This is a genomic window from Ruegeria sp. BC1 (genome assembly GCF_056539305.1).
The window spans coordinates 355,071-378,259 of sequence record NZ_JBQFUT010000003.1 but is presented as its reverse complement, the minus strand read 5'-3'; the positions used below and the strand labels follow the sequence as shown (position 1 = coordinate 378,259).

General features: G+C 52.0%; 20 protein-coding genes and 3 pseudogenes. 9 read left to right on the top strand and 14 right to left on the bottom strand.

What is annotated here, in order from left to right; genetic code table 11:
* The first annotated feature begins 84 nt into the window (after nt 1-84).
* The 6 genes and pseudogenes from ACR0IY_RS09905 to ACR0IY_RS09880 all read left to right on the top strand — a co-directional run.
* The gene (locus ACR0IY_RS09905; protein WP_480672724.1) at nt 85-828 is read left to right on the top strand and encodes an SDR family NAD(P)-dependent oxidoreductase; all 744 of its coding nucleotides are present in this window, start codon (nt 85-87) and stop codon (nt 826-828) included.
* Nucleotides 829-880: 52 nt separating this feature from the next.
* On the top strand, nt 881-1,846 hold the full coding sequence (locus tag ACR0IY_RS09900; RefSeq protein WP_480672722.1) for an ABC transporter permease: 966 nt from the start codon (nt 881-883) through the stop codon (nt 1,844-1,846).
* Between the two features lie 36 nt (nt 1,847-1,882).
* Nucleotides 1,883-2,974 carry a sugar ABC transporter substrate-binding protein gene (locus ACR0IY_RS09895; protein WP_480672720.1) on the top strand — a complete coding sequence of 364 codons (1,092 nt, stop codon included), beginning with the start codon at nt 1,883-1,885 and terminating at the stop codon, nt 2,972-2,974.
* A 66-nt stretch (nt 2,975-3,040) separates the two neighbouring features.
* Nucleotides 3,041-4,561, top strand: coding sequence for a sugar ABC transporter ATP-binding protein (locus ACR0IY_RS09890; protein WP_480672718.1), 1,521 nt, complete (start codon nt 3,041-3,043; stop codon nt 4,559-4,561).
* Between the two features lie 37 nt (nt 4,562-4,598).
* Nucleotides 4,599-5,351 (top strand): SDR family NAD(P)-dependent oxidoreductase, encoded by a 753-nt coding sequence (locus tag ACR0IY_RS09885; RefSeq protein WP_480672716.1) that lies wholly within the window; start codon nt 4,599-4,601, stop codon nt 5,349-5,351.
* Between the two features lie 73 nt (nt 5,352-5,424).
* Nucleotides 5,425-5,523 (top strand): annotated as a pseudogene (locus ACR0IY_RS09880) (IS6 family transposase); the annotation flags it as partial.
* Between the two features lie 52 nt (nt 5,524-5,575).
* Here ACR0IY_RS09880 and ACR0IY_RS09875 read toward each other — a convergent pair.
* Both ACR0IY_RS09875 and ACR0IY_RS09870 read right to left on the bottom strand, forming a co-directional pair.
* Nucleotides 5,576-5,821, bottom strand: a pseudogene (locus ACR0IY_RS09875) (IS6 family transposase); the annotation flags it as partial.
* Between the two features lie 99 nt (nt 5,822-5,920).
* On the bottom strand, nt 5,921-6,910 hold the full coding sequence (locus tag ACR0IY_RS09870) for an ornithine cyclodeaminase family protein (protein WP_480672714.1): 990 nt from the start codon (nt 6,908-6,910) through the stop codon (nt 5,921-5,923).
* A 104-nt stretch (nt 6,911-7,014) separates the two neighbouring features.
* Here ACR0IY_RS09870 and ACR0IY_RS09865 point away from each other — a divergent pair, with 104 nt between their 5' ends.
* Nucleotides 7,015-7,929 carry a LysR substrate-binding domain-containing protein gene (locus tag ACR0IY_RS09865; RefSeq protein WP_480672712.1) on the top strand — a complete coding sequence of 305 codons (915 nt, stop codon included), beginning with the start codon at nt 7,015-7,017 and terminating at the stop codon, nt 7,927-7,929.
* A gap of 117 nt (nt 7,930-8,046) precedes the next feature.
* On the opposite strand, the gene ACR0IY_RS09860 is transcribed toward ACR0IY_RS09865, so the two are convergent.
* A complete protein-coding gene (locus ACR0IY_RS09860; protein WP_480672710.1) occupies nt 8,047-8,598 on the bottom strand; it encodes an RBBP9/YdeN family alpha/beta hydrolase in 552 nt (183 codons plus the stop codon).
* Between the two features lie 125 nt (nt 8,599-8,723).
* Here ACR0IY_RS09860 and ACR0IY_RS09855 point away from each other — a divergent pair, with 125 nt between their 5' ends.
* Complete coding sequence (locus ACR0IY_RS09855; RefSeq protein WP_480672708.1) at nt 8,724-9,182, top strand: Lrp/AsnC family transcriptional regulator; 459 nt, start codon at nt 8,724-8,726, stop codon at nt 9,180-9,182.
* A gap of 304 nt (nt 9,183-9,486) precedes the next feature.
* On the opposite strand, the pseudogene ACR0IY_RS09850 reads toward ACR0IY_RS09855, so the two are convergent.
* The 11 genes and pseudogenes from ACR0IY_RS09850 to ACR0IY_RS09800 form a co-directional block, all read right to left on the bottom strand.
* Nucleotides 9,487-9,579: pseudogene (locus ACR0IY_RS09850) on the bottom strand (IS6 family transposase); the annotation flags it as partial.
* Between the two features lie 558 nt (nt 9,580-10,137).
* Entirely contained in the window at nt 10,138-11,658 is a 1,521-nt protein-coding gene (hutH, locus tag ACR0IY_RS09845; RefSeq protein ID WP_480672706.1) for a histidine ammonia-lyase, read from the bottom strand.
* Entirely contained in the window at nt 11,642-12,559 is a 918-nt protein-coding gene (locus ACR0IY_RS09840; protein WP_480672704.1) for a DMT family transporter, read from the bottom strand. Before ACR0IY_RS09840 ends, hutH begins: the two co-directional genes overlap by 17 nt.
* Before the next feature lie 70 nt (nt 12,560-12,629).
* Nucleotides 12,630-13,520, bottom strand: coding sequence for a LysR family transcriptional regulator (locus ACR0IY_RS09835; RefSeq protein ID WP_480672702.1), 891 nt, complete (start codon nt 13,518-13,520; stop codon nt 12,630-12,632).
* Between the two features lie 902 nt (nt 13,521-14,422).
* The gene (locus tag ACR0IY_RS09830) at nt 14,423-15,088 is read right to left on the bottom strand and encodes a LysE family translocator (protein ID WP_480672700.1); all 666 of its coding nucleotides are present in this window, start codon (nt 15,086-15,088) and stop codon (nt 14,423-14,425) included.
* Between the two features lie 339 nt (nt 15,089-15,427).
* The gene (locus ACR0IY_RS09825; RefSeq protein ID WP_480672698.1) at nt 15,428-16,201 is read right to left on the bottom strand and encodes an IclR family transcriptional regulator; all 774 of its coding nucleotides are present in this window, start codon (nt 16,199-16,201) and stop codon (nt 15,428-15,430) included.
* Nucleotides 16,202-16,652: 451 nt separating this feature from the next.
* Complete coding sequence (locus ACR0IY_RS09820) at nt 16,653-17,657, bottom strand: ABC transporter permease (RefSeq protein WP_480672696.1); 1,005 nt, start codon at nt 17,655-17,657, stop codon at nt 16,653-16,655.
* Nucleotides 17,658-17,666: 9 nt separating this feature from the next.
* Entirely contained in the window at nt 17,667-19,172 is a 1,506-nt protein-coding gene (locus ACR0IY_RS09815) for a sugar ABC transporter ATP-binding protein (protein WP_480672694.1), read from the bottom strand.
* A 94-nt stretch (nt 19,173-19,266) separates the two neighbouring features.
* Nucleotides 19,267-20,214, bottom strand: coding sequence for a sugar-binding protein (locus tag ACR0IY_RS09810; RefSeq protein WP_480672692.1), 948 nt, complete (start codon nt 20,212-20,214; stop codon nt 19,267-19,269).
* 88 nt (nt 20,215-20,302) lie between these two features.
* Nucleotides 20,303-21,295 carry a substrate-binding domain-containing protein gene (locus tag ACR0IY_RS09805; protein WP_480672690.1) on the bottom strand — a complete coding sequence of 331 codons (993 nt, stop codon included), beginning with the start codon at nt 21,293-21,295 and terminating at the stop codon, nt 20,303-20,305.
* Between the two features lie 40 nt (nt 21,296-21,335).
* A complete protein-coding gene (locus tag ACR0IY_RS09800; protein ID WP_480672688.1) occupies nt 21,336-22,316 on the bottom strand; it encodes an NAD-dependent epimerase/dehydratase family protein in 981 nt (326 codons plus the stop codon).
* Between the two features lie 107 nt (nt 22,317-22,423).
* Between ACR0IY_RS09800 and ACR0IY_RS09795 the strand changes: the two genes are divergently transcribed.
* Nucleotides 22,424-23,179 carry an ATP-binding cassette domain-containing protein gene (locus tag ACR0IY_RS09795; protein WP_480672686.1) on the top strand — a complete coding sequence of 252 codons (756 nt, stop codon included), beginning with the start codon at nt 22,424-22,426 and terminating at the stop codon, nt 23,177-23,179.
* Nucleotides 23,180-23,189 lie beyond the last annotated feature (10 nt).

Here is a 23,189-nt window from a genome sequence, read left to right as displayed (position 1 = left end):
AGTTAAAATGAATACGCATGAGCATTCGCCAATGACCTGCTGTGTGAAAGCATCCCGTTTTGGATGTGTTAAGAGGAAGAAATAATGAATGGAATAAAGGGCAAGACTGCGCTTGTGACAGGGGGAGCCAATGGCATCGGCAGGGCATTCGTGAAACGTCTTGCGGAGGAAGGGGCAAACATTGTTGTGGCGGATATCGCCAATGCGGACGTCTCTATCCGGGTTGCGCAAGATTGTGGTGTCAGGGCGATGGCAATCGAATGCGATATGAGTTCTGGTGAAGATATCGCATCAATGAACGCATCCATAGAACACGAATTCGGTGGTTGCGACATTCTGGTTCATAATGCAGGGATCTACCCCCCGCAGAAGTTCGATGATATTACCTTTGCGGATTGGCGAAAACTGATGACAGTGAACCTGGATTCCATGTTTCACCTGTCCAAAGCCGTTTACCCAAAGATGAAGGAAAAAGGTTGGGGTCGGATTATTTCGATTTCTTCGACGACTTTCCACTCAGGAATTGAGATGTACAGTCACTATTCCGCTACTAAGGCTGGGCTTATCGGTTTTTCACGTGGGCTGGCAAAAGAAATTGGGCAATTCGGTATCACTGTAAATTGTATTGCACCAGGGCTCGTTAAGACAGAAACGACAGAATCTGGTCCGAATGCGGAATGGTTTGACGCCATTGCTGAACAACAATCGATAAAACGAACAGAGACACCGGAAGATCTCGTTGGTCCAATGGCGTTCCTTGCATCAGACGATGCCGCTTTTATTACGGGCCAAACCCTGCTGGTCGATGGGGGCTGGTGCTTCGTCTAGAAGCACCAAACGTGAAATCAAAAAATGAACAAGTGAAGAGGCTTTGGGTCTAATGGGCGACTATTTGCGACGCTTAACCAAAATAGATGAATTCGGTCTAATTATTGGACTAATTGTCTTGGTGCTAATTGTGGGAATCCCTAATCCAGCACTTTTTTCGCTGGGCTCACTCAAGTCAATTCTGCGGGATGGTGCCTTCATTGCAATTATGGCGTTTGGAATGGTTTACCTAATTGCAATGATCGAGATCGACCTGTCTATTGGGGCAATCTACTCCATTAGCGCAATGCTTGCAGCGTTGATAATAGAGGCTGGATTTGATCCTTGGTTAGCTGTTGCCGCCGCACTTTTATTTGGAACAGTTTTAGGGGCGTTAAACAGTTGGCTTACCATTCTGTTATCTGTGCCGCTAATAATTGTCTCTCTTGGAACGTTATCTGTCTTCTACGGTTTGAACCTCATTATCTCCGGCGCACGTCCAGTATTTGGCATGCCGCGCGATCATGCGTTCTTTCAGATATTTGGCGGTGAATTTCTCGGATTGCCAGCTTCGACCTGGGTTATGCTAGGGCTCGGGATCGTATTGCACTTCGTCTTCTTTCGCTCTCGGTACGGCGCAACTGTGCGCGCGATCGGCTCAAATCACAATGCAGCCGAATTCTTAGGTATTCGGGTGAATAGGATAAAAGTCATTACGATGGCGGGAATGGGATTCTTGTGCGCGGTGTCCGGCGTATTGACACTAGCATATTTCAAAGCCGTGGATCCCGGTTTGGGTGCCGCCAAAGAACTACAGGTTATCGCGGCAGTTGTCATTGGTGGCACTTCCCTTGCCGGAGGGTCAGGGACGTTACTGGGTGCATTGCTGGGCGTCTTGATCATATCGATCATCCAGTCCGGCATCGTATTTTTTGGTGTCGACCCAAACTATGGCCGCTTCATCACTGGCATCGTGATCATCGCGGCAATCGCGTTTGACAGCTTTCTCAAGCGGCGCAGATCGGACGCGTCTGCCTGAATAACATAAAGAAATCGGGACAGGGAGGATTGACCGATGATTTCGCTAACCAAAACTGCAGGACTAATATCCGCGACGTTCTTAGCTGCCGCTGGACTAGTTGGTCCAGCAGCGTCGCAGGATCCCATAAGCATCACTTATGTAGGGGCTTTCACGGCAAATGAATGGCACACTGAACTTAAGGCAGGGGCCGAACAGGCAGCAGCAGACTTAAACTTTCCTGTCGACCTCCGCGTAGTTGGTCCGACCGATTTTGATCCTGTGCAGCAGGCGCAAATCTTTGTCAGAGAAGCTGTACGTCAACCTGATGTCTTGATTGTAACGAATGTAGCTGCGGCTCTATTCATCCAGCCTGCATTGGATGCAAAAGCGCAGGGCATAAAGGTAGTTTGGACGAATTCCGCCCCAGCGAGCGAGTTCTATGACGATCTTTTTGTATCGGCTGACCCAAAAGAGCAGGGTTTGGCCGCCGCCAAAGTAGTGGCTGACCACCTTTCGGCAGAAATGGGCAAACCTGCAAAGGAAATCGAAGGTTCGTTTGTAGTCGGATTATGCGTACCAGGTTTGATGGTTCTGGAAAACAGGATCGCGGGCTTTCGGGCTGGGATGAACGAACTAATGCCGAATGTGACGCTACCCCCTGTTGTTGAGACAAAGCCAGACCGTTCCGGCAATTTCGTTGTTTGGAATCAGGCGATCCAAGCTAATCGTGATGCGCTCGGCTATGCTGACGCCTGTGAGTCAGGCCAACAAAACATTGCGAAGATAATTGAAGATGACGATATGTCAGCAGTTACTGTGGCATTCGACGGGCCGGAAGAAATCCGAGATGCCGTGCGTCGAGGCTTCGTTCTGGCTGCTTCGCCCTCAAATCACTATTTGCAGGGCTACATAGCGGTTCTTCTTGCATCAAAAGCAATCCACGAAGGCAAAGAATTACCGCAGGGTTGGGCTAAACTCCCTGTTACAATCGTGGATTCCTCAAACATCGAAAATTTTATCGAGGCGTGGAAGACTCCGGCACCTGGCCTTCGAGCATTTTTCGAAGAGGATGTGAACGTCGTTTTGGATGCCGTTGCTGAAGGTAATTTCGCTGAGACTGGGGCATATGATCTGCCACCGCTTTAAACAAAACCCAGAGCAGGGCAAGAGCCCTGCTCCACAAATTGAGACTGCACGCCCGGAGATTTTTCTATGAATGACCACGTCTTTCAGGCCCAGAACATCTGCAAGAACTTCGGTAAGAACCCGGCGCTTGTTGATGTTTCGCTGAACCTGCGAAGAGGGGAAGTCCTCGGTGTAATAGGCGCAAATGGTGCAGGCAAATCAACGTTGATGAGAATTCTCGCCGGTGCGCTGAAGGCGGAAAGCGGCGAGATTCTTTTGGATGGCAAAAAACGGCAAATGAACTCCATGCTGGAGGCATGGGAAGCAGGTATCGGCTTTGTTTCTCAGGAATTGAACTTGTTTCCCGCTCTCTCTGTCATCGAGAATCTATCCTTGGTTCCTGGAAGCAAGCACAATTCCAACGATATTTTGGAGAAGTCAGCGCGCGAAACTTTGGATGAGCTGGGATTGCAGGTTTCGCTGACCGCCAAAGTCGAAACTCTCAGTCTAGCCGACAGACAGCTTGTTGAAATTGCCCGGGCTCTCCTGCAGAAACCGCGGGTATTGATTTTGGACGAACCGACTTCCGCTCTACATGTTGGTGAAGTTGAACGCCTGCACAAAGTCCTTCGCGATCTTAACAAGCGTGGTGTTTCGATTATCTACATCACACATTTTCTCGAGCATTTACTTGATATATCAAACAGATTCGCCGTGCTGCGTGATGGCAAGCGGGTGAAATTGGTGACAAAGGGCGATCGTCCGACTGTCCCGGAACTCGTAGAGGCAATGCTCGGTGAAAAGCCACATTCAGCCGACAGACTGCCTGAACAAAAGCAGGATGGGACCGACGGGGTTGAACTAAAAATCTCAAAACTGACCACGGCTTCAGGACTCAATGTTGCGGAATTCAATGCAACCAATGGGGAAATCGTCGGTGTTGCCGGTCATGCCGGATCCGGCCCAGAAGAACTCTTTTCTGTGCTCTTTGGCCGAACTAAATCCACGGGGGGGTCAATTACATTGCCTTCCGGAGCAGAGCATAAGAACAACTCTGCTGATGCAGTGAAATCCGGTGTCGCCTACTTCCCTGCCGACCGAAAAGGGTGTGGCTTGACGCTTCGGCAATCAGTTACAGAGAATGTGTCGGCTGTTCGAGCGCTTACACTTGGTTGGGATGGTCTGTTTCCCGGCCGAAGGAAACAGACCGCCATAGCAACTGAACGCTGTCGTGATCTCGGTGTCAAATTAGCAGATGTTTCGCAGAAAGTGGGCGAGCTGTCCGGCGGGAACCAACAAAAGGTGGTATTCGCGCGTTGGCTTGAAGCTAACCCGTCCCTTCTTCTTATCGATGATCCGATGCGTGGTGTGGACGTGAATGCCAAGAAGCAAATTAACAGCGTCATTCAAGGGCTCTTGGAAGAACCCCGGGTAATTCTCTTTCATTCCACAGACCCTGAAGACTATGTCTCGGTGGCACATCGCGTCGTAGTTTTCGTCGACGGTGAGCTGTCTTGCCAACTGTCAGGTCCGGAGATCACGGAACATAATCTGATGGAGGCTATGAATGGCAGTTGGAGTTCCGATTCAGCTATTCCTCAAAATTAACCTCATACGCCAGCATTAAAAAATAAGGAGAGTCTAAATGGGACGTGTCGACGGGAAAGTAGCAATAATCACTGGTGCTGGGGGTGGAATGGGGCGCGCCCACGCGCTCAAACTATCTGCTGAAGGGGCCAAAGTCCTTGTTACCGACGTTAAGGACGCAGGCCTTGCCGAGACTGTTGAACTGGTGGAAGCCATGGGCGGTTCCGCCACGTCTCTCCGTCACGATGTGCAGAACGAAGAAGCTTGGAATTCAGTTTTTAAGAAAGTGATCGATGACTTTGGTCGGCTCGATATCCTTGTCAACAATGCTGGTGTGTATACGGTTGGCAATGTCGAGGACTGTACCTTGGAGCAGTGGGATCGTGTTTTCAACATTAATGCTCGCGGTTTGTTTATGGGGGTGCGTGGTGCAATTCCATTGATGAAAAAAGCTGGGGGTGGTTCGATTATCAATGTTTCATCAAATTTTGCGCTCGTGGGTCGTCCAGGGTTTTCAATCTATTGTGCGTCGAAAGGGGCAGTTCGCCTGCTCACTAAAGCCATTGCGGCTGAAGTTGCCGAAGACAATATCCGCGTGAATACCTTGCATCCTGGCCTCATAGAAACGCCTATGACTTCCGATCTTATCGACACACCAGAGAAACTCGATTCTCTCCTTGGGGGTGCACCGCTTCGCCGAGCGGCGAAGCCGGAAGAGATTGCAGATGCAGTACTGTATTTAGCTTCGGACGAGTCTCGCTTCATGCTTGGATCCGAGCTGATTATTGACGGCGGCTATCACGCAGTCTGACAGGCCTTCTCGCAAACTGTTGGCTAGGAGGTCTTTGCGTAAATGGCGTCTCGGATGTTGATCGAGGCAGACAGTGACGATCTCATTCAGAGGCGCGCATTTTCCAAAGGACGCGATCTTGCATGCGACCTACTTCTACTTGCGCTACGTTGTTTCATGCCGGGCCCTGGAAGGGCATTGCCATCTTGTTTGCGTGTGATTGAGAATGGTGCGGCCAGTTTCTGTCAGACGTTCATTTCGGCAACATAACCGTCCCAGAGGCCGAAAGCATCGGTTCTGGCGTGACGGTATGAGACGATGGAGAGTTGATAGCGGCGGGGTCGAAAGGCGGTTCTGATCTGATCGTGAGGGGCAGGGACCCTTCGCGCTTGTTTTGGCGACTTGAAGCGTCCCAAGAGTTTTTCGCGTTTTCGAGTGGGTCTGTGTGATCCTTCGATCCGATTATTCAGCCCTTTATGTGCTCGGCGATCCGACGTTTTAGGAAGCGATGGTCTTTCTCAATGAGGTTATTGAGGTGTTTCCGTCTGACAATCTCAATCGGTATCGGACGAATGCAATTTGTTGCCTTTTCAGAGGATTGCGACAGTGGAATGGTGGGCCGCCTTCGCGCGAGCATAGGCGTTGTTGGCTGCTACCAAGTCTTCCATTGCGATACCCATCGCTTTGTAGATGGTGATTTCGGCATCATTGTGCCGGGGGCGATCGGAGCGCAGCAACTCCTCGCCGATCACCAAACCTGTCTTCGGGTCTAATCCTGCCAGTTCGCCGCAGCCGACGGGGGTTGGCTGGAAAGCGCAGAGATCCTCAACGAACAGCCTGCCGCGGGCGATGAGGTCGATTGGCAGTTCTCCGTGCGGTGGGGCGTAACCTACAGAAGAGACATGTGTACCTTCGCGGACCCAGTCGCTGTCGATCACCGGATCATATGAATGGCTAGCGAGACACACCACATCAGATTGACGGACGGCGGACTCCAAGTCGTCCGTAGCTTCGGCGATAGGACAAGTGTCGGCAAGGCGAACCGCGTCTTCATGTACCAAAGACGAGACAAAGATTTTGTCGAACCTCCGCACCAAAGGGAGAAGGGCAAGGTGCTCGCGTCCTTGAACTCCAGCGCCAACAAGAGTTGCTACTCTTGAATCCTCTTTTGACAGGGCTTCCACCGACACAACGGCGCTGGCGGCCGTTCTAATGCCGGTGATGTACGTCCCATCCATTACACAGAGGGTGTTCCCGTTATCTTGGTCGAATAGTAAGATTGTTGCCAGATGATTTGGCAGATCGAGTTCAAGGTTTCCCTCAAACACATTGACCATCTTCACCATCATTGGTCCCCCTGGAACCCATGCCGGCATCGACAGCATGAAGCCCTTTCTTGGCACAGTGATCTCTGGTCGTGGAGGTACCTGCATCTCTCCACGTGCGACTTGCTTGAAACCCTCAAACAAGCCGTCGAGCAATTCTCTGGGTTCGGTGAAACGCTCTACATCCGCTTCGCTGAGGATCATCACGGGCAGGTCGCCCTTGCGGATCTCGGCAGCGCTCTTGTGTTCATTCATTCGCTTGCTCGCTGTGGATTTGGTTCTTGAACTTTCTGCAGCCTTCACAAGATGGGACTTTTGGACAAATATATTTTCCAACGTCATTAATGACTGGAAGTCATATGTCTCGTTTTTCGATGAGTGTGCTGAGAGCGTTCGCTGCCGTTGGGCGCAACACTAGCTTCTCAAAGGCGGCGGCCGAACTTGGCATCAGTCAATCCGCAGTAAGCCGCCATGTCGCAGCTCTAGAGCTAGACATGAACTGTCGATTGCTCGACAGGACAACCCGGCACGTATCACTGACGGCCGAGGGAAAATCGCTCTTGTCTGAGTTGAGTGCCGGGCTTGCTCAAATTGATCGCGCGCTGGAGGCTGCAAGACACCGTACAGTGGACGATATCCTCAACGTTTCGGTTTCGCCCTTCCTTTCAGTCGTGTGGTTCACGCCAAAGCTACTAAAGTTCATCAATGATAACCCAGACTTGGACATAAGGCTCACACACTCATATGATCCACCACGCTTCGAAGACGGCCACATAGATGTGGGGTTAAATTGGAGTTTGAAACCGACGCAGAAAAGGATAATCGCCGAAAAGATCATATCCGGCGCGTTGACCCCGGTTTGCAGCCCTGAATATGCGCGCGAACACTTTGCAACTAAAGAGGTAGCGAAACTCTTAGACTGCAGTCTCTATCATGAATTCAAGATTGACGACTGGCGCGCTTGGTTCAGCAATAGCGGTGTTCACGTCGACGACATTAGAAGTCAACAAATAAGCGATTCTGGTGCTCTGAGGCGCGCCGCGCTCTCTGGTAAAGGCGTTTCTCTGCTGTTCGAAGCGTTGATCCAAGAGGATATCGCCGATGGGCGTCTTGTCGCGCCGTTCCATAACTCTGTGCATAGTGGCGAAGACTACTGGCTCACCTTTCCTGTGGAACATGCTAGTCGACCGGCAATAAAGCGTTTCGTCAGCTGGTTGCGAAGGCAAGCTGATATCACCGCTAAGTCAATCCCGAACGACTTAGACCTTGGGTAAGGTTTTGTCGCAAATTTCTTCGAAGGCGACGTCGGTTGACCATTTCATTACCAGCTATACGATCACACCGTGCGCGAGGCACGCAATCCGTACAGTCTCTTGCTGTCCAGGGCAATTTCAGCTGCTATCAACTGAGGAGTGCGTCAGTCCCGCGCAAAACGCAGTTAACAAATTCTGCCCCTCCAGCCAGAAGCCTACATTATATGAAACGTGCTCCTTCTCGCCGATATTCACGAGATCTGCGCCCCAGGCGCGCGAACACCGTTCAGCGAAGCCGTTTTGGTCGTAGGGATCATTCGTACTTGCGACGATGACAGCTGGGCGATTTAATTTTACCATCGGAACGGATCTGAAACTTCCCGCTTCTTCCACCGGAAAAATGGGGCCGTCGGGATCAGGCATGCCGACAAGAAAGGCCCCGGCAATTTTGCTCTCTCGACGCGCCATATATTCCACGATCATGAGGCAAGCCAGGCTATGGGCAACCAACACAGGAGGCTCTGAGCTTTGCGCAATGGCCATATCAAGAGCTGAAATCCAGTCTTCAAGTTCCGGATTTTCCCAGGACCCAGGTTGGAACCTTACGTAGTCGGTGAATTCCTCTTCCCACTGACTTTGCCAATGAAGTTCGTCAGACCCATTCCAGCCTGGCAAGGTAATTTTCTTCACATCTGCCCTCTTAGATATCATAAATACAAGGGCTATAGTATTCTTTCGTATCCCTCTAATGAATGTGATACTATCGGAATTTCTACTTATTAGCCGATGAATTAAAGGTAAGGGGGCATCTTAACATGGAATCCATCAGAGCATTGGATAGCAGAGATATTACAATCTTGGAGCATCTCCAGAAAGAAGGCCGCATCTCACTATCTGACCTGGGCAGGCGCATCGGTTTATCCCAACCTGCTGTGTCGGAGCGTGTTGCCAGGCTTGAAGCTGATGGGGTTATTCTGGGGTATCGCGCCATTGTGAACCCGAATAAGCTGGGCATAAAGATGAGCGCGATCATCCGGCTGAGCACGTCACATGAGAATATTAAGAATTGCATGGAGCGCTTCGATCAGACTCCAAACATCATCGAGTATATCCGGGCAACTGGGGAAGAATGTTTCTTTATTCGAGCGATTTTTTCGGAACCTAGCGAGTTAGAGACGCTTGTTGATCAGATTTCGCAATTTGGAACGGTAAAAACATCCGTTTTTATGCGCTCCAAAGGCCCAAAGGTTCTGGGGCGTGAATTACTGACATAAATTCAGGGGCCCGCACGTCGCGGCCTAGGCGCGATCCTTGGCAATTGTGTAGGTAGAGACGGAATCAAATCTTCGGATCGAGATTTGTGTCATTTTTTCTCCAGAAGAGGCTGGCCAGGAGGCCAATCTGGACATTCGCCAGAGAGTGGCTCCACAATAGCATTCAATACTTCCTCACTGATCCACATTGGATTTTGTTCGCCTGTTTGCCAAAGGTACATATAGCCAACAAGCTCCCTGGTTTCCGGGTGGAACAGCTTTGCAATGGCTCTAGCCTCCAGCTTCTCGGGGGTAAAGCAGATACAGTTGCAGTGGTTGATTTGGAACCCAACGTTGGCCTGATCTGACCTTTGATGAAACGATGATCTTGTTCAACTATGGTATTGAGGTATTTTCGGCTCACCATCTCAAACGATGCCGGACAACCAAAGCCTTTTAGCATTCTGTTTATCCGAGCGCGCGTTAACAAAACCAAAGTCGGAATGACAGTTGGAGCAATACTTGCGACAGAGCCGTCTGGGTGTCAGGCTGCTCAATCAGAGCTAGCTAAACATCCACCTCAAACTGCGACAGATGGAGTTTGCATTTCCAGTCAAGCTGCCCGGCAAATGAGATCACCTGACCAAGCTCTTCTACGGGCGTCTTAGTTGTCCACCGAAAGCCAATCGTGCGCTTGACGGCTAGGTCTCTGAGCTTTTTGTACCCACCCTACTATTTCACAACTGTATAGAATCTCAGTGATCGCGGGCTCAATGATTCAGCCAATTTAAAGATTTCTACCAACAATCCGTCAGATCTGCACTTGGCCACCACAACAGATTGAAAAGGCAATCGGGTACCAAAAATTCGACGTATCGAAAAGACATCATCCAGTAGAGGAAGCCAGCAGAGAAAGACCAAGTCATTTTACATCGATGAGAATTGCGGGCGTGGCACACGCCACACCCATATGAGGCTATTGCAATGCTCCACGCGCTATTTCTGCGACCTTACCCGATTTGACTATCATGCGCGCCGCCTCGTAGGCTGGACCAAAAGCGTAGTCGGCGTTCATGCGGTCGACTTGGCTTCGAACGAGGGTCTTGACTTCACGCAACGGTGGAGAAAGCTCCAACCCCCGGTGGTCACACCCTTCAACTGAAGCAAGAAGTTCGGTTGCCAGGATGTTGTTCAGCGTTTCAACCATCGCGTTCAAGCGTCGCGCGCCATGGGTTGCCATCGAAACGTGATCTTCATAATTCGCCACTGTCGGGACACTGTCCACAGACGCTGGATAGGCCTTTTGCCGGTTTTCGGCAACCATGGCAGCGGCGGCGATCTGACCACTCATAAAGCCCGAATTGACACCAGGATCATCGGTCAGAAACGGCGGGAGCCCCGATAGGCTGGCATCAGTCATCATGGCCAACCGCCGTTCTGACAACGACCCCAATTCACAGATTGCCAGCGCGGTTTGGTCCGCTGCGAACGCCACGGGTTCCGCATGAAAATTCCCACCCGAGACAATCTCGTTTGTTTCAGGAAAGACAATTGGATTGTCGGTGACTGCGTCCGCTTCGCGCTCCAATGTGGCGTCAACGAAATTCAAAAGGTCGAGGCAGGCGCCATAGACCTGTGGTTGGCAGCGGATGCAGTATGGATCCTGAACACGCCCATCGGTCAGCGCCTTATCGCGGAACTCACTTCCCTTGGTCAGCGCGCGCAACCGTCGCGCGACTTCTATCTGACCCGGTTGGCGGCGTATCTGATGAATACGGTCCTGAAACGGTGCAACAGAGCCCAAAACCGCTTCTGTCGTCAACGCGCCAATAGCAACCGCGCTGTCGAGCGCCTGACGTGCTTCAATCGCACCGGTCAAAGCCAAGGCTGTCGATACTTGTGTCCCATTCAGCAGGGCCAGCCCCTCTTTAGGATCCAGGTCCAGCGGCTGCAGCCCAACCGCAGTTAACGCTTCTGCCGCTGAAAAAACCTGGCCTGATACATTGACTTTGCCTTCGCCGATAATCGCCGCCGCGATATGTGCAAGCGGCGTCAAATCGCCCGAGGCCCCGACCGAGCCCTGGGAGGGGATGACTGGCAACAGGTTCCGATTGAACATTTCAATCATGAAGTTCACCAGTTCGAGACGAACACCAGAATGCCCTTGCGCAAACGACGCAATCTTCATGGCCATCACCAGACGGGTCTCGGAGGCAGACAGAGGTGTTCCTGATCCTATGGCATGTGTGACCACAACATTGCGTTGGAGTTCATCAAGGGCATCATCTGAAATCACTGAACTGGCCAGCCGTCCAAAGCCCGTGTTAATGCCGTAAGCCGCGCCACGACCCGCTACGATATTGGATACAACGTTATGGGCCGCAATAATGGCATTTTCGGCATCCGAGCTCAGGGTCAGTTTTACCCTTTCGCGGTAAATCGTTGTCCAGGTATCTAATCCATTTGCTTTTGGGTTGATTTCAATCGTCTTTAACATCCAAACCTCCTTGTAGATCGCGGCTGCCATATAGGTTGACAACGACAATGCCGGTCATCGTCAAACCCAGCGCTGTTATGTGATAAGTGTCGATTTTCTCATCCAGAAAGATGATCCCTGACAGGGCGCCAAAAAGTGGTGTCATAAAGGTAAACACCGAAAGTTTTGTTGCTGAATATCGGGCAACCAAAGCAAACCAACCTAAAAGAGACAGGGTTGCTACAAACACGATCTGGTAAACCATGGACGACCAGACCAAAAAAGACTGTGGGCGCGCGACAGCTCCTTCGAAAGTCCAGGCAACAAAGCAGAGCAATATGCCTGATACCGCGAGCTGGTAGAAGAGAGTTTGCGAAGGAGGTGCACCGGAAAGGCCGGTTGTTCGTATCACCAGCGTCGTGAGCCCCCAGGCGATACCCGCGCCAAAAGCACACAAGTCACCTGTCAACCTTTTGGTATCCAAATCATATGACGCCTGCAGAACAACAGCTGTTCCTAAAAAAGCCATTGCGACGCCCAACCAACCAGCGATCGAAAGTCCTTCCCCCGGGATCAGAAAGTGAGCCCCAATCGCCACCACGAAAGGCGCAGTATACAACAACAAAGATGCGCGGGCGGCATCCGTGTATCGCAAGGCAAAATAGAGCAGGCCAAATTCCACAGCAAAAAAGAACCCAGCAACTAGACCGGGACAGGAAAGGCCACTGGTCCAAGAGATCCGTCCAACCACAATCCAACATCCGATCAGGACTGTGGCAGCCAGAGACCTTAGCCCTGACTGCCAAATCGGCGGTATCTCTGAAATTGTGGTTTTGATCGCAACCTGCTGAAACCCCCAGACGGCACAGAGCAGAAGCATTGAACCTATGGCGATGACATCGAGTGTGCTTTTGCGTGGCATGCGCCAAATATGATTGCAGGGTTAAAGAAACACCAATGAATTAGACAGTTGAATGAATTAGTACCGCTAATCAATCAAACGGCCTGCATTTCAGTAAAGTTTCAGCAGTCTGGCTGGCTCTCTTGTTATCCGATGCCCAAACCGCGAGAACGCGGATTGTAGGTGCGAAAGCCATGTCCAGTGGTAGAACTTTGATGCCGATTGGCACCGCCCCAGCCATCGCGAGGGGGACAATACCCCACCCTTTTCCCATGGATACCATGGCTAGGATTGACGGGAATGAAACAACCGGCTGACCAATCTGAAGGCTCTGACGAGCGCGCGTGGCTTCGGTGATCAGCTTGTCATAAAGATGTGGCTCGGTATCCCGGGACATTGTGAGGAGCGGCTGTTGGCACAGGGCTTCTATGGAAATTGACCGCTCATCCAGGTTTTCGGGCACGGCAACAGCCATGGGCAATTCAGCCAATACCCTTTCTTCGAACCCATCCCGCGCGATTGGTAGTGTTGTGATCGCCAGATCGTGTTCTGCACTCTGCAAACGCGGTTCAATTTCATCCGCAGCCTCAACATCAACGTAAAAATGGCTTTGAAATTTGTTCTCCAGTGCTTGCCGCAGCTTTGGAAGTACGGCTGAATGGATGACGGCGTTAGACAATAGCAGCCGAATGGGTCGCGCTGTGTTTTCGTGAAGATAGGCGGCAGTTTCCAGAATGTTGCGTTTGGCCGCGATTAGTGACTGGGCTTCTGGCACAATTGCGATACCTTCGGGAGTTGCCTCGACACCTTGATTGGATCGGACAAACAGCTTGAACTGAAGATCAGCTTCGAGCTTGGAGATCCTCTGGGACATGGCAGATTGGGTGATGCCAAGCTCTTCTGCGGCACGGCCAAAATGGCGCAATCTGATCAGCGTTGTGAATGCCTCCCAATCGCGAATATCCAATCGCATTCTCTTCATTAAACGCCACCTAGCCTGGGCTGTTGTTGCCTGAAACATCCGACATCAATGGCTACAACGCAATAGTCCCATAAGTGGACGAAGCGCGGGTCACTTGGAAATCGCAGACAATCCCGTTATCTCCGTTCGGGCTGTCTCTCTCAGCCCTGTCACCCGGATTCGGCTTCTGCAAATGCCTCATTCGTGATTTTCGGTTCTCCCTGTTTGTTCCACGGCTTCTGGCTTTGAAACGGTTCAGCAGCATGGTTCATTGCCCGGGATATGTTTACCGCAAGGCGCAATTCTGGCACGGAATTTCCAAGCTGTTTCAAATCGTAATTGGGGCTTTCGATGCTTTGAACCCCTTCACCCGTGCATAGCGCTCAGCCGCATCCTTAGTGGTCAAAGCATCGGGCTTCCGCTTGGATTTTGTAGCTTGCGATGAGAAGCCGGGAGAGACGTTCGCTCAGCATCCGACCAATGTCCTCCGCTTCTTTAACATAACAGTGGACCAGTTTAGTTTGGTGAGGCTCACACGAAAATACCGCATGCCCCATCGGTCTAACGTCGTGTGATCGACCAATACGCCTCGCTCGCTTCGAGATTGAGGTACCATACACCATAGCGAACATAGAAGCACACTGCGAATAGGGTAATGTTCTTTAAAAAAGCACACCTTTGAAGGAAACCATGAGAAGACTTTCAATTGGCTGACAGGGACTCTGCTTTCATCATTCCGGCCCCCCTGTGTCGGGTTGCTGTGGAGGGTCATTGCTTCCTGACCCAACCAAGACAGCGGCCATTCATTTACGCTGTGGCTAAGGCCAGCAGAGGTTCCATTTTTTTCAGAGGCTGTGGTTGCCACCAATGGCGGATTTCCAATTCTAAAGGATATGGTCGCGCAACCTGCTGCGAGCACTGATCTACTGCGACAGTATTCTAATCCCGAGCCCGCCAAGAAAAATACCGGCCGCGCGATCAACCATTTTGGACGCTTTTGCGTAACCGTTCCGCAGGCGTTCAACGGAAAACACCGAAGCGACCAAGCTGTACCAAACAAACTCGTTTAGAAAGATCACTACGACAACCCAGAACAGCAGTTCAGGTGCAGGGTCACGCGGGAGTAAGGTCGTCAGGATCGACCCCATGAAAATCACGACCTTTGGGTTGGAAAGCTGAATCAACAAGCCCTTAAGGAACGCACCGATAGCCGTAGACTTCTCGGAGGCATCATTCTTGTCAATGGCTTTCATACCTGTGCTCTTTAGCAGCTTAAACCCCAGATAGATCAGATACGGAGCTCCAGCGAATTTAACGAACAGATAGATCCAGGGAACGGTGGTAAACAGGATATTGAGCCCGAAGATTGCAGCTACTGCCCATAAGATCGACCCAACACCGAAACCAAGCGCATTCAAGATACCGGCTTTCCTGGAAGATGATATCGATGTTTGAGTAACGACAATGAGGCTTGGTCCTGGGCTGATAACGGCCAGCAGGTGAATCAAGCCGAAGCCAGCAAGAGTGAGAAGAAATTCTAAGTTATACAATGCGCTGCCCTCAGTAGATCCATCGACCAATATTGCCATTTGAAAAGGATAACCCCAGCTCGAAATGAAATAAAACTGCTCCGAACACTTATGGCGAGCCTGACAGCTTCATGTATCGGAGGTTCGAAACGTTCCTTCTATATTCAAGGGGTCATCATACTGTACCCGTCATCTTTTACCTCCTAATTGTTGGGTGTACCGAGTGTTTTCGTCGGTATTTCAGAAGACCGTCACGGAGTGATGGTGAGCCACCTTCGTGCGTAGGCGTGGTCGGCTGCCGCCAAGTTTTCCATCGTGATACCCATCGCTTTGTAGATGGTTCTAGTGATGGCCATGAAATATTCTGGATCGAAGTGGAATCGAACCTGGACGAACGCATCAGGTGTGCTCAGGAAACCTCCACGCCGCGAAGTCAGTTGCTATTTTGTCCGCTGCGTTCCAAAGCGTGGATGCATGCTTTCCAAGCATCGAAACACCCGCAGAGCGGCGTCTGTCTGTCAAAGAGATGCCGCCGAGGACCTTACCTGACTGCCCCAAAATCGGCGCAGCAATACAGACAACCCCCAGTTCGTACTCTTCGTCATCGAACGCAACTCCTGCTTCTCGTATCTCTTTTAGTTGTTTTTGCAGTTGCACTTGGTTCCGGACGGTGTTGTCCGTATGCGGATGATATGATTGAAGCGAAAGAAGCTTATCGATAGCTTCGTCGTCTTGAAAAGCCATCATCGCTTTTCCTATGCCGGTACAATATGCAGGCGCGATTTTCCCGATACCGGAAATAGTATCAAGCGGATCGTTTCGCGCGATTTTGTCAACATAAAGTACGAAACCGGAATCAAGTTGCGCAACGTGAACAGTCAATGACAGTTCATTGGCTAATCCTTCCGCAGTAGGTCTCGCTATTGGCGCGAGAGAACCAATCTGCCATGCGACGTGGGCATAGCCCAACATTCGAACGCCAATCGAGTAGCTCTGGGTTTGCTCGTCATAATCCAGCAAGTTTTGGTTGGCCAGTTTTTTCAGGTACCGGTAAAGGGATGATTTCGGTAAATCGCAAACTGGTATCAAATCCGCCATGCGGGCAGGTCGTCTAAGATCGGCAATCTTGTCAAGCACCTTCACGGCCTTCCCTATCGTCCCATCCTCGCTCATTTTGCCGGTAGCACCTTGCCGGTTATTATGGTTGCGTTACAGCGGCTCGATGTGGCCAATTTCGTTAGAATGTATTCATTTACAATTTCGGCTTTATGAGGAGGGCGTGTGCTACGGCACACTTTTAGGCAGTGGATTAGCATGCTGAGATCGCCAGCTGGTCCTATGTAGCTCGAACCTCGGCCACACCGATACCTACGCTGAACTCTCGGCTTAACTGTGGAGCGGGTCACGGGCAAGAATGTAGACTGTCCATCGCTAAGGAGGATTTGTCCAAAAAGTGTCGTTAATCCTTCGGCGACCCAAATGGTTAGGATATTCGCGTTAATCGATGTAGAGATTTTCCCGGCAAGTTCTGACTTGCTAGATATGAAATTGCGCAAGATGTGTGCGGCCAGACAGACAGCCGAGTTGCGCGCAACAAACGCGACATGAACCAAGCGTCTCTCCATCACACCGTACCGCGCTGATCTTGCTCGTCTTTCAAGGTCGACATTGCCAGCGCAAGGCGACGCCTCTTGCGATACTCAGAAAATTGGGTATCGGCGAGCACACCAATCAAGATGACGCTGCCCATAACTGCGAAGTTTAGCGATGAAGGAATGCCTAGTAGGTTCACCAGGTTTTGGAGCACCTGCAATAGTACTACTCCTAGTACTACACCCACCACAGATCCCTCCCCGCCGCGAAGGGAGAACCCGCCTAGCACCGCTGCTGCGATGCCGTAAAGTTCGTAAAAATTACCGTGGCTTGCCGGGTGGATCGACCTTGTGTACATGGCAAAAAATACCGCAGAGAGACCGGTTAGAACCGAACAGATAATGTATGCGATCAAGATGACACGGCTTGAATTGATACCCGAAAACTCCGCCGCTTCCGCGTTTTTGCCGACTGCAAAGAGGTGTCGACCAAAGACTGTGCGGTGCAAAACAAACCAGGCAATCGCAGCGATAGCGAAAAAGGCAACTATCGAATGGGGCACGCCATGGGTCCGCCCGGCTACAAGCCACTCGAGCGCCGGGAAATCATCTCCAAAAGAGAATCCCGCCGTGCCGTCGCCGGTGTAGAACCGGGCGATACCGCGATAGATCAACAGGCCGCATAACGTTACTACAAATGGCTGCAGATTCATCTTGGTAACCAGCCAACCGTGGATCAATCCGATGATCCCGCCTAGAACCAGCACAATACATATGGCCATGGGCCATGGCACGTCCTGAACAACAATCATATCGACAAAGAGAACACCCAAAAGCGCGATTACTGAGCCGACCGACAGGTCAATCCCGGCGGTAACGATGACAAAGGCCACCGCCACCGAAAACATTCCGAAGAGCCCGATGAGGTTAGCGGTATTGGCAAGGTTGATCGGGGACAAGAATCGAGGGTTGATCAGCGCCACAATGGCGCCCACCACCAGCACAAGAACGGCAAGCCCGATATCTTTTTTTTGCATGTGTCGCCTCTACTTTACCGCAAGTTTCAGAATGGCTTCTTCGGTTAGGCTATCGGCGCCGAGTATGCCCGTGATCTCGCCCTGCGCCATGACGGCGACCCGGTCAGAGACGCCGATAACTTCTTCCATGTCACTGGAGATCATCAGAATTCCCACACCTTCGCCTGCCAAATCCTGCATCAGTTGGTAGACTTCCGCCTTGGAACCCACGTCGATCCCACGAGTCGGCTCGTCAAAGATTATCACCTTGGGTTTCATAGCCAGCCATTTAGCCAAGACCACCTTTTGCTGGTTGCCACCCGAAAGCTCAGCAACTGCGCGGTCGAGCGAATTTGCCTTGATCGCGAGCCGATCGCGCGAGCTGTCCGCCAGGACCATTTCAGCGCGCCTGTCGACGACGCCAAAGTGCGACAACGCGTCAAGATTCGGCATGGCGATGTTTTGGGCGATGGAGAAATCCAGAAAGAGTCCCTGCTCTTTGCGATCTTCGGGAACCAGGCAAAGCCCCGCAGCAATCGCGGCGCCTACATTACCTGATGGCAACACCATACCGTTTAATACGACCCGCCCGTTGGCGAAGGTGTCTACGCCAAAGATTGCCCGTGACAATTCGGATCGGCCCGCGCCCACTAGTCCAGCAAGCCCGAGGATTTCACCAGCATGGAGCGACAGATTCACCTTTACATCCGGGTAGGCATTGGTCGCGGCATCATGCAGATCCAGAATGGCTGCCTGAGCAGTGTGGTCGTTTTTTTCGTAGAACTGGCTGATGTCCCGGCCGATCATCATACGAACCATTTGGTCCTTATTAATTTCGCCCACCTTCAATTCGCCAGCGTTCTTTCCGTCCCGCAGGACAACCACCCTGTCGGCGACCTCTTCGATCTCTGACAAGCGGTGGCTAATAAAGAGGACGGCGACACCCCGCAGTTTCAGCTCTCTGACCAAGGCCAAAAGTCGCTGGGTTTCAGCGAGTGTTAGGCTGGATGTGGGTTCATCGAAAATGATCAGACGTGCGTTCATCGACAACGCGCGGGCAATCTCCAGGAGCTGCTGTTCAGCGAGGGATAAGTTAGCCACGGAATCCGCAGGACTGAACTTTGCACCTAAAAGATCAAGAATGGGCACCACCTCTCGATACATGGCAGCGCGGTTAAGCGTGCGCAACGGACCAGTGGAGATTTCCCGACCGATCAGGATATTGGCTGCCACGTCAAGATTGGTGAATGGATTTAGCTCCTGATGGACAAAAGCGATTCCGTGGCGCGCAGCTTCTGCAGCGGTTAGGCGGTCATGGGGAGTTTCATCGATCTCGATCTGCCCCTCGTTGGGTGCGATTGCCCCGCCAAGGATCTTCATCAGTGTTGATTTTCCCGCCCCATTTTCACCAATTAAACCTACCACTTCGCCGCCGGAGATGCTCAGGGAAACACAGTCGAGAGCGATAACGCCTGGATAGACCTTACTCACTTCGCGGAGGGTTAATTTGATTTCTCTTGTGTAATTTCCGGACATGAACTGTTTGTCTCATTGATGCCCTTCGGAGCAGAATAATGGCTGCGCGGGAATTGGTGCCGCGCAGCCTCCACACTAGCGGAGGGAGGAAACACTAGCCGCCAATCCGATCAAGCAGTTCAGCCTCAAATTCATCTACGTTGGACTGATCAATCACCTTTGTCGGTACGATAATAAGCCCGTCTTCCGGCACACCGGACGTGTCGCCCTCTATATAGTCCACCATCAGGTGCATGCCCTGGTAACCCCACTGGAAGGGGTCTTGAACGACGGTTCCAGCAAAGCTGCCTTCGCGCACTGCGCCCAGTGTGATCGGATCCTCGTCGAATGCGATGACAGTGACGTCGCCCAATCGACCCGCGGATTGCAGAGCTTCGTAAATCTTCGGCGGGTTGTAGGAATAGAAGCCTACCATGCAGTCTACCTCAGGCATAGCGGCCAGAACGTCATCGACGTTGGATCGGGCGCGAGCAAAATCCACGTCATCGCCGCGCACGTCCACCAGCTCGATGCCCGAGCCCTCGACAGCCTCACGGAAACCTGCGATCCGCTCGATCGCATTGTCCGCGCCAAGGAATCCGACAAAGCCCATGCAGGTAGCTCCATCGGGTAAAGCGGCGACAGCGATCTCTCCGGCCTGAATTCCCGCTGCCGTGTTTGAGGACCCGAGATAGGCGATCCGATCACTGTCAGGGGCATCACTATCGGTAGTGAAAAGAGGCACCTGTCCGGCGATCCGGTTGAAAGCACCAATCGAGGTTTTCGGGTCCACCGAAGAGATCATGATTGCGTCGGTTCCGGCGGCGACGAGGTCGTCCATTAGGGCGTTCTGCAAAGCCGCAGTACCTTGGGCAGGATAGCGGAATTGGAGTTCATAATCCGGCAATTCTTCCTGGGCCGCATTCACACCAGCTTCGGCCAACTTCCAGAAGTCAGATGCCGCGTTTACGACGAAGGCGACTGCAGGCTTGTCTTGGGCGACGACACTTGTCCCGAAGCTGGCGACAAGAGCAGCGGCGATGGAGATACTTAGATGTTTCATATTTTCCCTTTCGGCAACAATGGCGAGGTCTTGCTTGGAATATTTGGACATCCACGCGAATAGCTGGCCGCGCGGGATGGGCTAGGGGTCAATTGTCGGCGCAGAAGCCGGCGTCTTCGCCATTACAAATGTCGAGCCCCGTGTAGACCGGATCCTCGACCGTTTCACCATTGATCAGTTGGATCATTACGTCAGGTGCCCGCAGGCCCATCTCGAACGGGCGCTGACCCACTTGAGCGTGACTCCGGCCTTCACGGAATGCCTGAGTTTGCGGCGGCAGAACGTCGCCAGCGATAATGATCAATTCCTTGCTTTCAAGCTGATCCATGACCAGGTCGGTTACTTGAGTGTAGGCTTGAGGCGCAAATTGCGCCCAACCGCCAATCAAAATGAACGCGTCAAGATCTGGGTTGGCGGTAAATACATCCGACATCTGCTGGTTGGCCAGATCCGCTTGATCGTTGGTAAAGACCGGACAGCCATCAATCTCAGTCCAGCCGTTTTGGCCGTTAAGACGTTGGGTTCCTTCCGCGGAGGCTGCGGTGTCGCGGAAGCCTTGCGCCCGAGCATTGATATTGTCGGCCGCGACGTTGCCAAGTTGAAGGCAGACCGATCCACCTTCGGGCTTCAGCGCCATGGCCTGTTCCGCCATTTTAACACCCATCAGGTAGTTGTCGGTGCCCAGATATGTTTTGCGAAGGTCGCGGTCTTCATCCAGAAGGTCCGCATCGACGGTCATCACCGGAATGTCTGGGGCAAGCTGGCGCAGGCGATTGGCCATGGCTGGGGCATTCGAGGGCGAAATGGCGATAGCAGCCACACCGCGCGTGATTAGGTCATCCACGATTTGCACAGCTCCAGCCTCGTCCGCCGAAGAAGCAGGGCCAGTATAAAGGCACTCATATTCACTATTCGGGTTCTCGGACATCCATTGTTGGCAACCAAGGTTTATCTGCTCGAAAAACGGGTTATCCAATCCTTTGACGACAATGGCGAGCGTCTGCTTTTCTTGCGCTTGCACCGCGATGGCGCTGAACGCTGCCAGCGCAGAGGCTGCCATTAGTGACTTTGAAACCTTCATTTTCGTTCTCCCATTTGAGATTAGTACCGGTGCATCAGAGTTATCCGGGGTACCAGACCTTGCGCGGATCATTAGCGCCTCGCTTATAGGTCCATGCTCGCTCGATGAGGGCCTCAAGATTAGTCTCTGGCTGCCAATTTAGGCGCAGCCGAGCCTTTGTATTGTCGAGCCAGTTTGAATGAAAATTCGTCTCTATTTTTGCGACGGGCTGCCCGTAGTTCTGGGAAATGATGGAAGCGGCATCAGCGTAATTCACCGGCTGGTTCATGGAGATATTAAACAGCTCATTTTGGGCCGCGGGAGTATCAAGAGCAGCCAGAATGGCCGAAACCAGATCGTCCACATGAACAAAGTTCCGCAGTAGCGGAGATCCGGTTCGGTCCAGCATCAGCGGAACTGCATTGTCTTTTGTATGTTTATCTACGTCGATCTGAGGGATCAGCGACGACCAAGCTGGCCCGCCAAACTGGTCTGGACCAAATCGCATGGCAAAACGAAAATCGTCCTTTTCCATGATCCAGGGGGCCCGCAGGATGGTCCCGTTTAGCCCATATTGGAGCTGATATTGCTCTAGCATTACTTCTTCGACCACCTTGGTAAGCGCATAGCAGCCTGGATAGGCCTTGCGCGGCGCCGTTTCGGTGATCGGTGAGGGGTAACTGTGAAAGATATGCCCAACAGAGCAATCACCACCGATTAAAACAAACTGCCGCGGATCGCGCTGGGCCCGGAAGGACTCGAGAAGAAGGAACATTCCCTTGATGGACACGTCGATGGCTTGGTCGGGCGTTTCTTTAACAGCAGCCATGTGCAGAACGTGGGTCACGCCATCCATGGCATTAACAACGGTATCGCGGTCGGCAATTGAACCTTTGACCACGCGAACCCGCGAATACTCGTTGATCGAGCGATTGTTGCAGATAGTCACCATTTCGGTTTCACGGAAACGGTCTGATGCCATCAGCTGCGGCAAAAAATTTTGACCTAATTTGCCAGTGGCTCCAGTGATCAAAAGCTTCACGCCAGCCTCCCCTTGCGCTCGACATAAATAATATTAATTAATATTAGTAATGTGTCAAGGCTTGTAAATTATTGGTAAATTTCGGACTATCTCAAAACTGGGAGGCCATGAGAGGATATGTAATGGCTCGACTTAAGTTAACGGGAATCACCAAGAGATTCGGTGCCATCCAAGCCCTTCGCGGCGTTTCCTTCGAGGTTGAGCCGGGACAGGTGTTGGGCCTGATGGGAGACAATGGAGCGGGTAAATCCACCTTGGTAAAAATCATTGCAGGGAACTTTCGACCCACTGAAGGAACCATGCAAATCGATGGCAAAGATGTTCTCTTTAACAAACCCATAGACGCGCAGCTTTCGGGGGTGGAAGTCGTTTATCAAGACCTGGCCCTCTGCGATAACATGACGGCCGCGTCGAACGTCTTCTTGGGGCGCGAACCGGTCAAGAGAGTCGGCCCCATCAACATCATTGACTATCCACGGATGCGGGAAACGTCAGCGAATATATTTGCCCAGCTCAAGTCCGAAACCCGCCCGCGCGATCTTGTGCGCCGTATGTCTGGGGGGCAACGGCAGGCTGTCGCGATTGCCCGGACGTTGTTGGCAAGCGCCCGGATCGTTCTGATGGACGAGCCGACGGCAGCAATCTCTGTTCGGCAGGTGGCCGAGGTTTTAGACCTCATCCGACGCCTACGTGACCAGGGACTAACCGTTATTTTGATAAGCCACCGCATGCCTGACGTCTTTGCAGTGTGTGACAAGATTTCGGTGCTGCGACGGGGGGAGCTTGTCGCAGACAAGCTTGCAGTGAACACCTCACCGGAGGAAATTACGAGCCTGATTACTGGCGCGATCGAAACCGCGTAAAGGGGGCGGA

What these genes read in the sequence shown, in the direction of transcription:
- ACR0IY_RS09810 (WP_480672692.1), bottom strand. Translation starts at nt 20,214, where the DNA reads ATGAAACATCTAAGTATCTCCATCGCCGCTGCTCTTGTCGCCAGCTTC.
- ACR0IY_RS09795 (WP_480672686.1), top strand. Translation starts at nt 22,424, where the DNA reads ATGAGAGGATATGTAATGGCTCGACTTAAGTTAACGGGAATCACCAAG.
- ACR0IY_RS09825 (WP_480672698.1), bottom strand. Translation starts at nt 16,201, where the DNA reads ATGAGCGAGGATGGGACGATAGGGAAGGCCGTGAAGGTGCTTGACAAG.
- ACR0IY_RS09865 (WP_480672712.1), top strand. Translation starts at nt 7,015, where the DNA reads ATGTCTCGTTTTTCGATGAGTGTGCTGAGAGCGTTCGCTGCCGTTGGG.
- ACR0IY_RS09895 (WP_480672720.1), top strand. Translation starts at nt 1,883, where the DNA reads ATGATTTCGCTAACCAAAACTGCAGGACTAATATCCGCGACGTTCTTA.
- ACR0IY_RS09900 (WP_480672722.1), top strand. Translation starts at nt 881, where the DNA reads ATGGGCGACTATTTGCGACGCTTAACCAAAATAGATGAATTCGGTCTA.
- ACR0IY_RS09840 (WP_480672704.1), bottom strand. Translation starts at nt 12,559, where the DNA reads ATGCCACGCAAAAGCACACTCGATGTCATCGCCATAGGTTCAATGCTT.
- ACR0IY_RS09855 (WP_480672708.1), top strand. Translation starts at nt 8,724, where the DNA reads ATGGAATCCATCAGAGCATTGGATAGCAGAGATATTACAATCTTGGAG.
- hutH (WP_480672706.1), bottom strand. Translation starts at nt 11,658, where the DNA reads ATGTTAAAGACGATTGAAATCAACCCAAAAGCAAATGGATTAGATACC.
- ACR0IY_RS09835 (WP_480672702.1), bottom strand. Translation starts at nt 13,520, where the DNA reads ATGAAGAGAATGCGATTGGATATTCGCGATTGGGAGGCATTCACAACG.
- ACR0IY_RS09820 (WP_480672696.1), bottom strand. Translation starts at nt 17,657, where the DNA reads ATGCAAAAAAAAGATATCGGGCTTGCCGTTCTTGTGCTGGTGGTGGGC.
- ACR0IY_RS09815 (WP_480672694.1), bottom strand. Translation starts at nt 19,172, where the DNA reads ATGTCCGGAAATTACACAAGAGAAATCAAATTAACCCTCCGCGAAGTG.
- ACR0IY_RS09830 (WP_480672700.1), bottom strand. Translation starts at nt 15,088, where the DNA reads ATGGCAATATTGGTCGATGGATCTACTGAGGGCAGCGCATTGTATAAC.
- ACR0IY_RS09870 (WP_480672714.1), bottom strand. Translation starts at nt 6,910, where the DNA reads ATGAATGAACACAAGAGCGCTGCCGAGATCCGCAAGGGCGACCTGCCC.
- ACR0IY_RS09885 (WP_480672716.1), top strand. Translation starts at nt 4,599, where the DNA reads ATGGGACGTGTCGACGGGAAAGTAGCAATAATCACTGGTGCTGGGGGT.
- ACR0IY_RS09890 (WP_480672718.1), top strand. Translation starts at nt 3,041, where the DNA reads ATGAATGACCACGTCTTTCAGGCCCAGAACATCTGCAAGAACTTCGGT.
- ACR0IY_RS09805 (WP_480672690.1), bottom strand. Translation starts at nt 21,295, where the DNA reads ATGAAGGTTTCAAAGTCACTAATGGCAGCCTCTGCGCTGGCAGCGTTC.
- ACR0IY_RS09905 (WP_480672724.1), top strand. Translation starts at nt 85, where the DNA reads ATGAATGGAATAAAGGGCAAGACTGCGCTTGTGACAGGGGGAGCCAAT.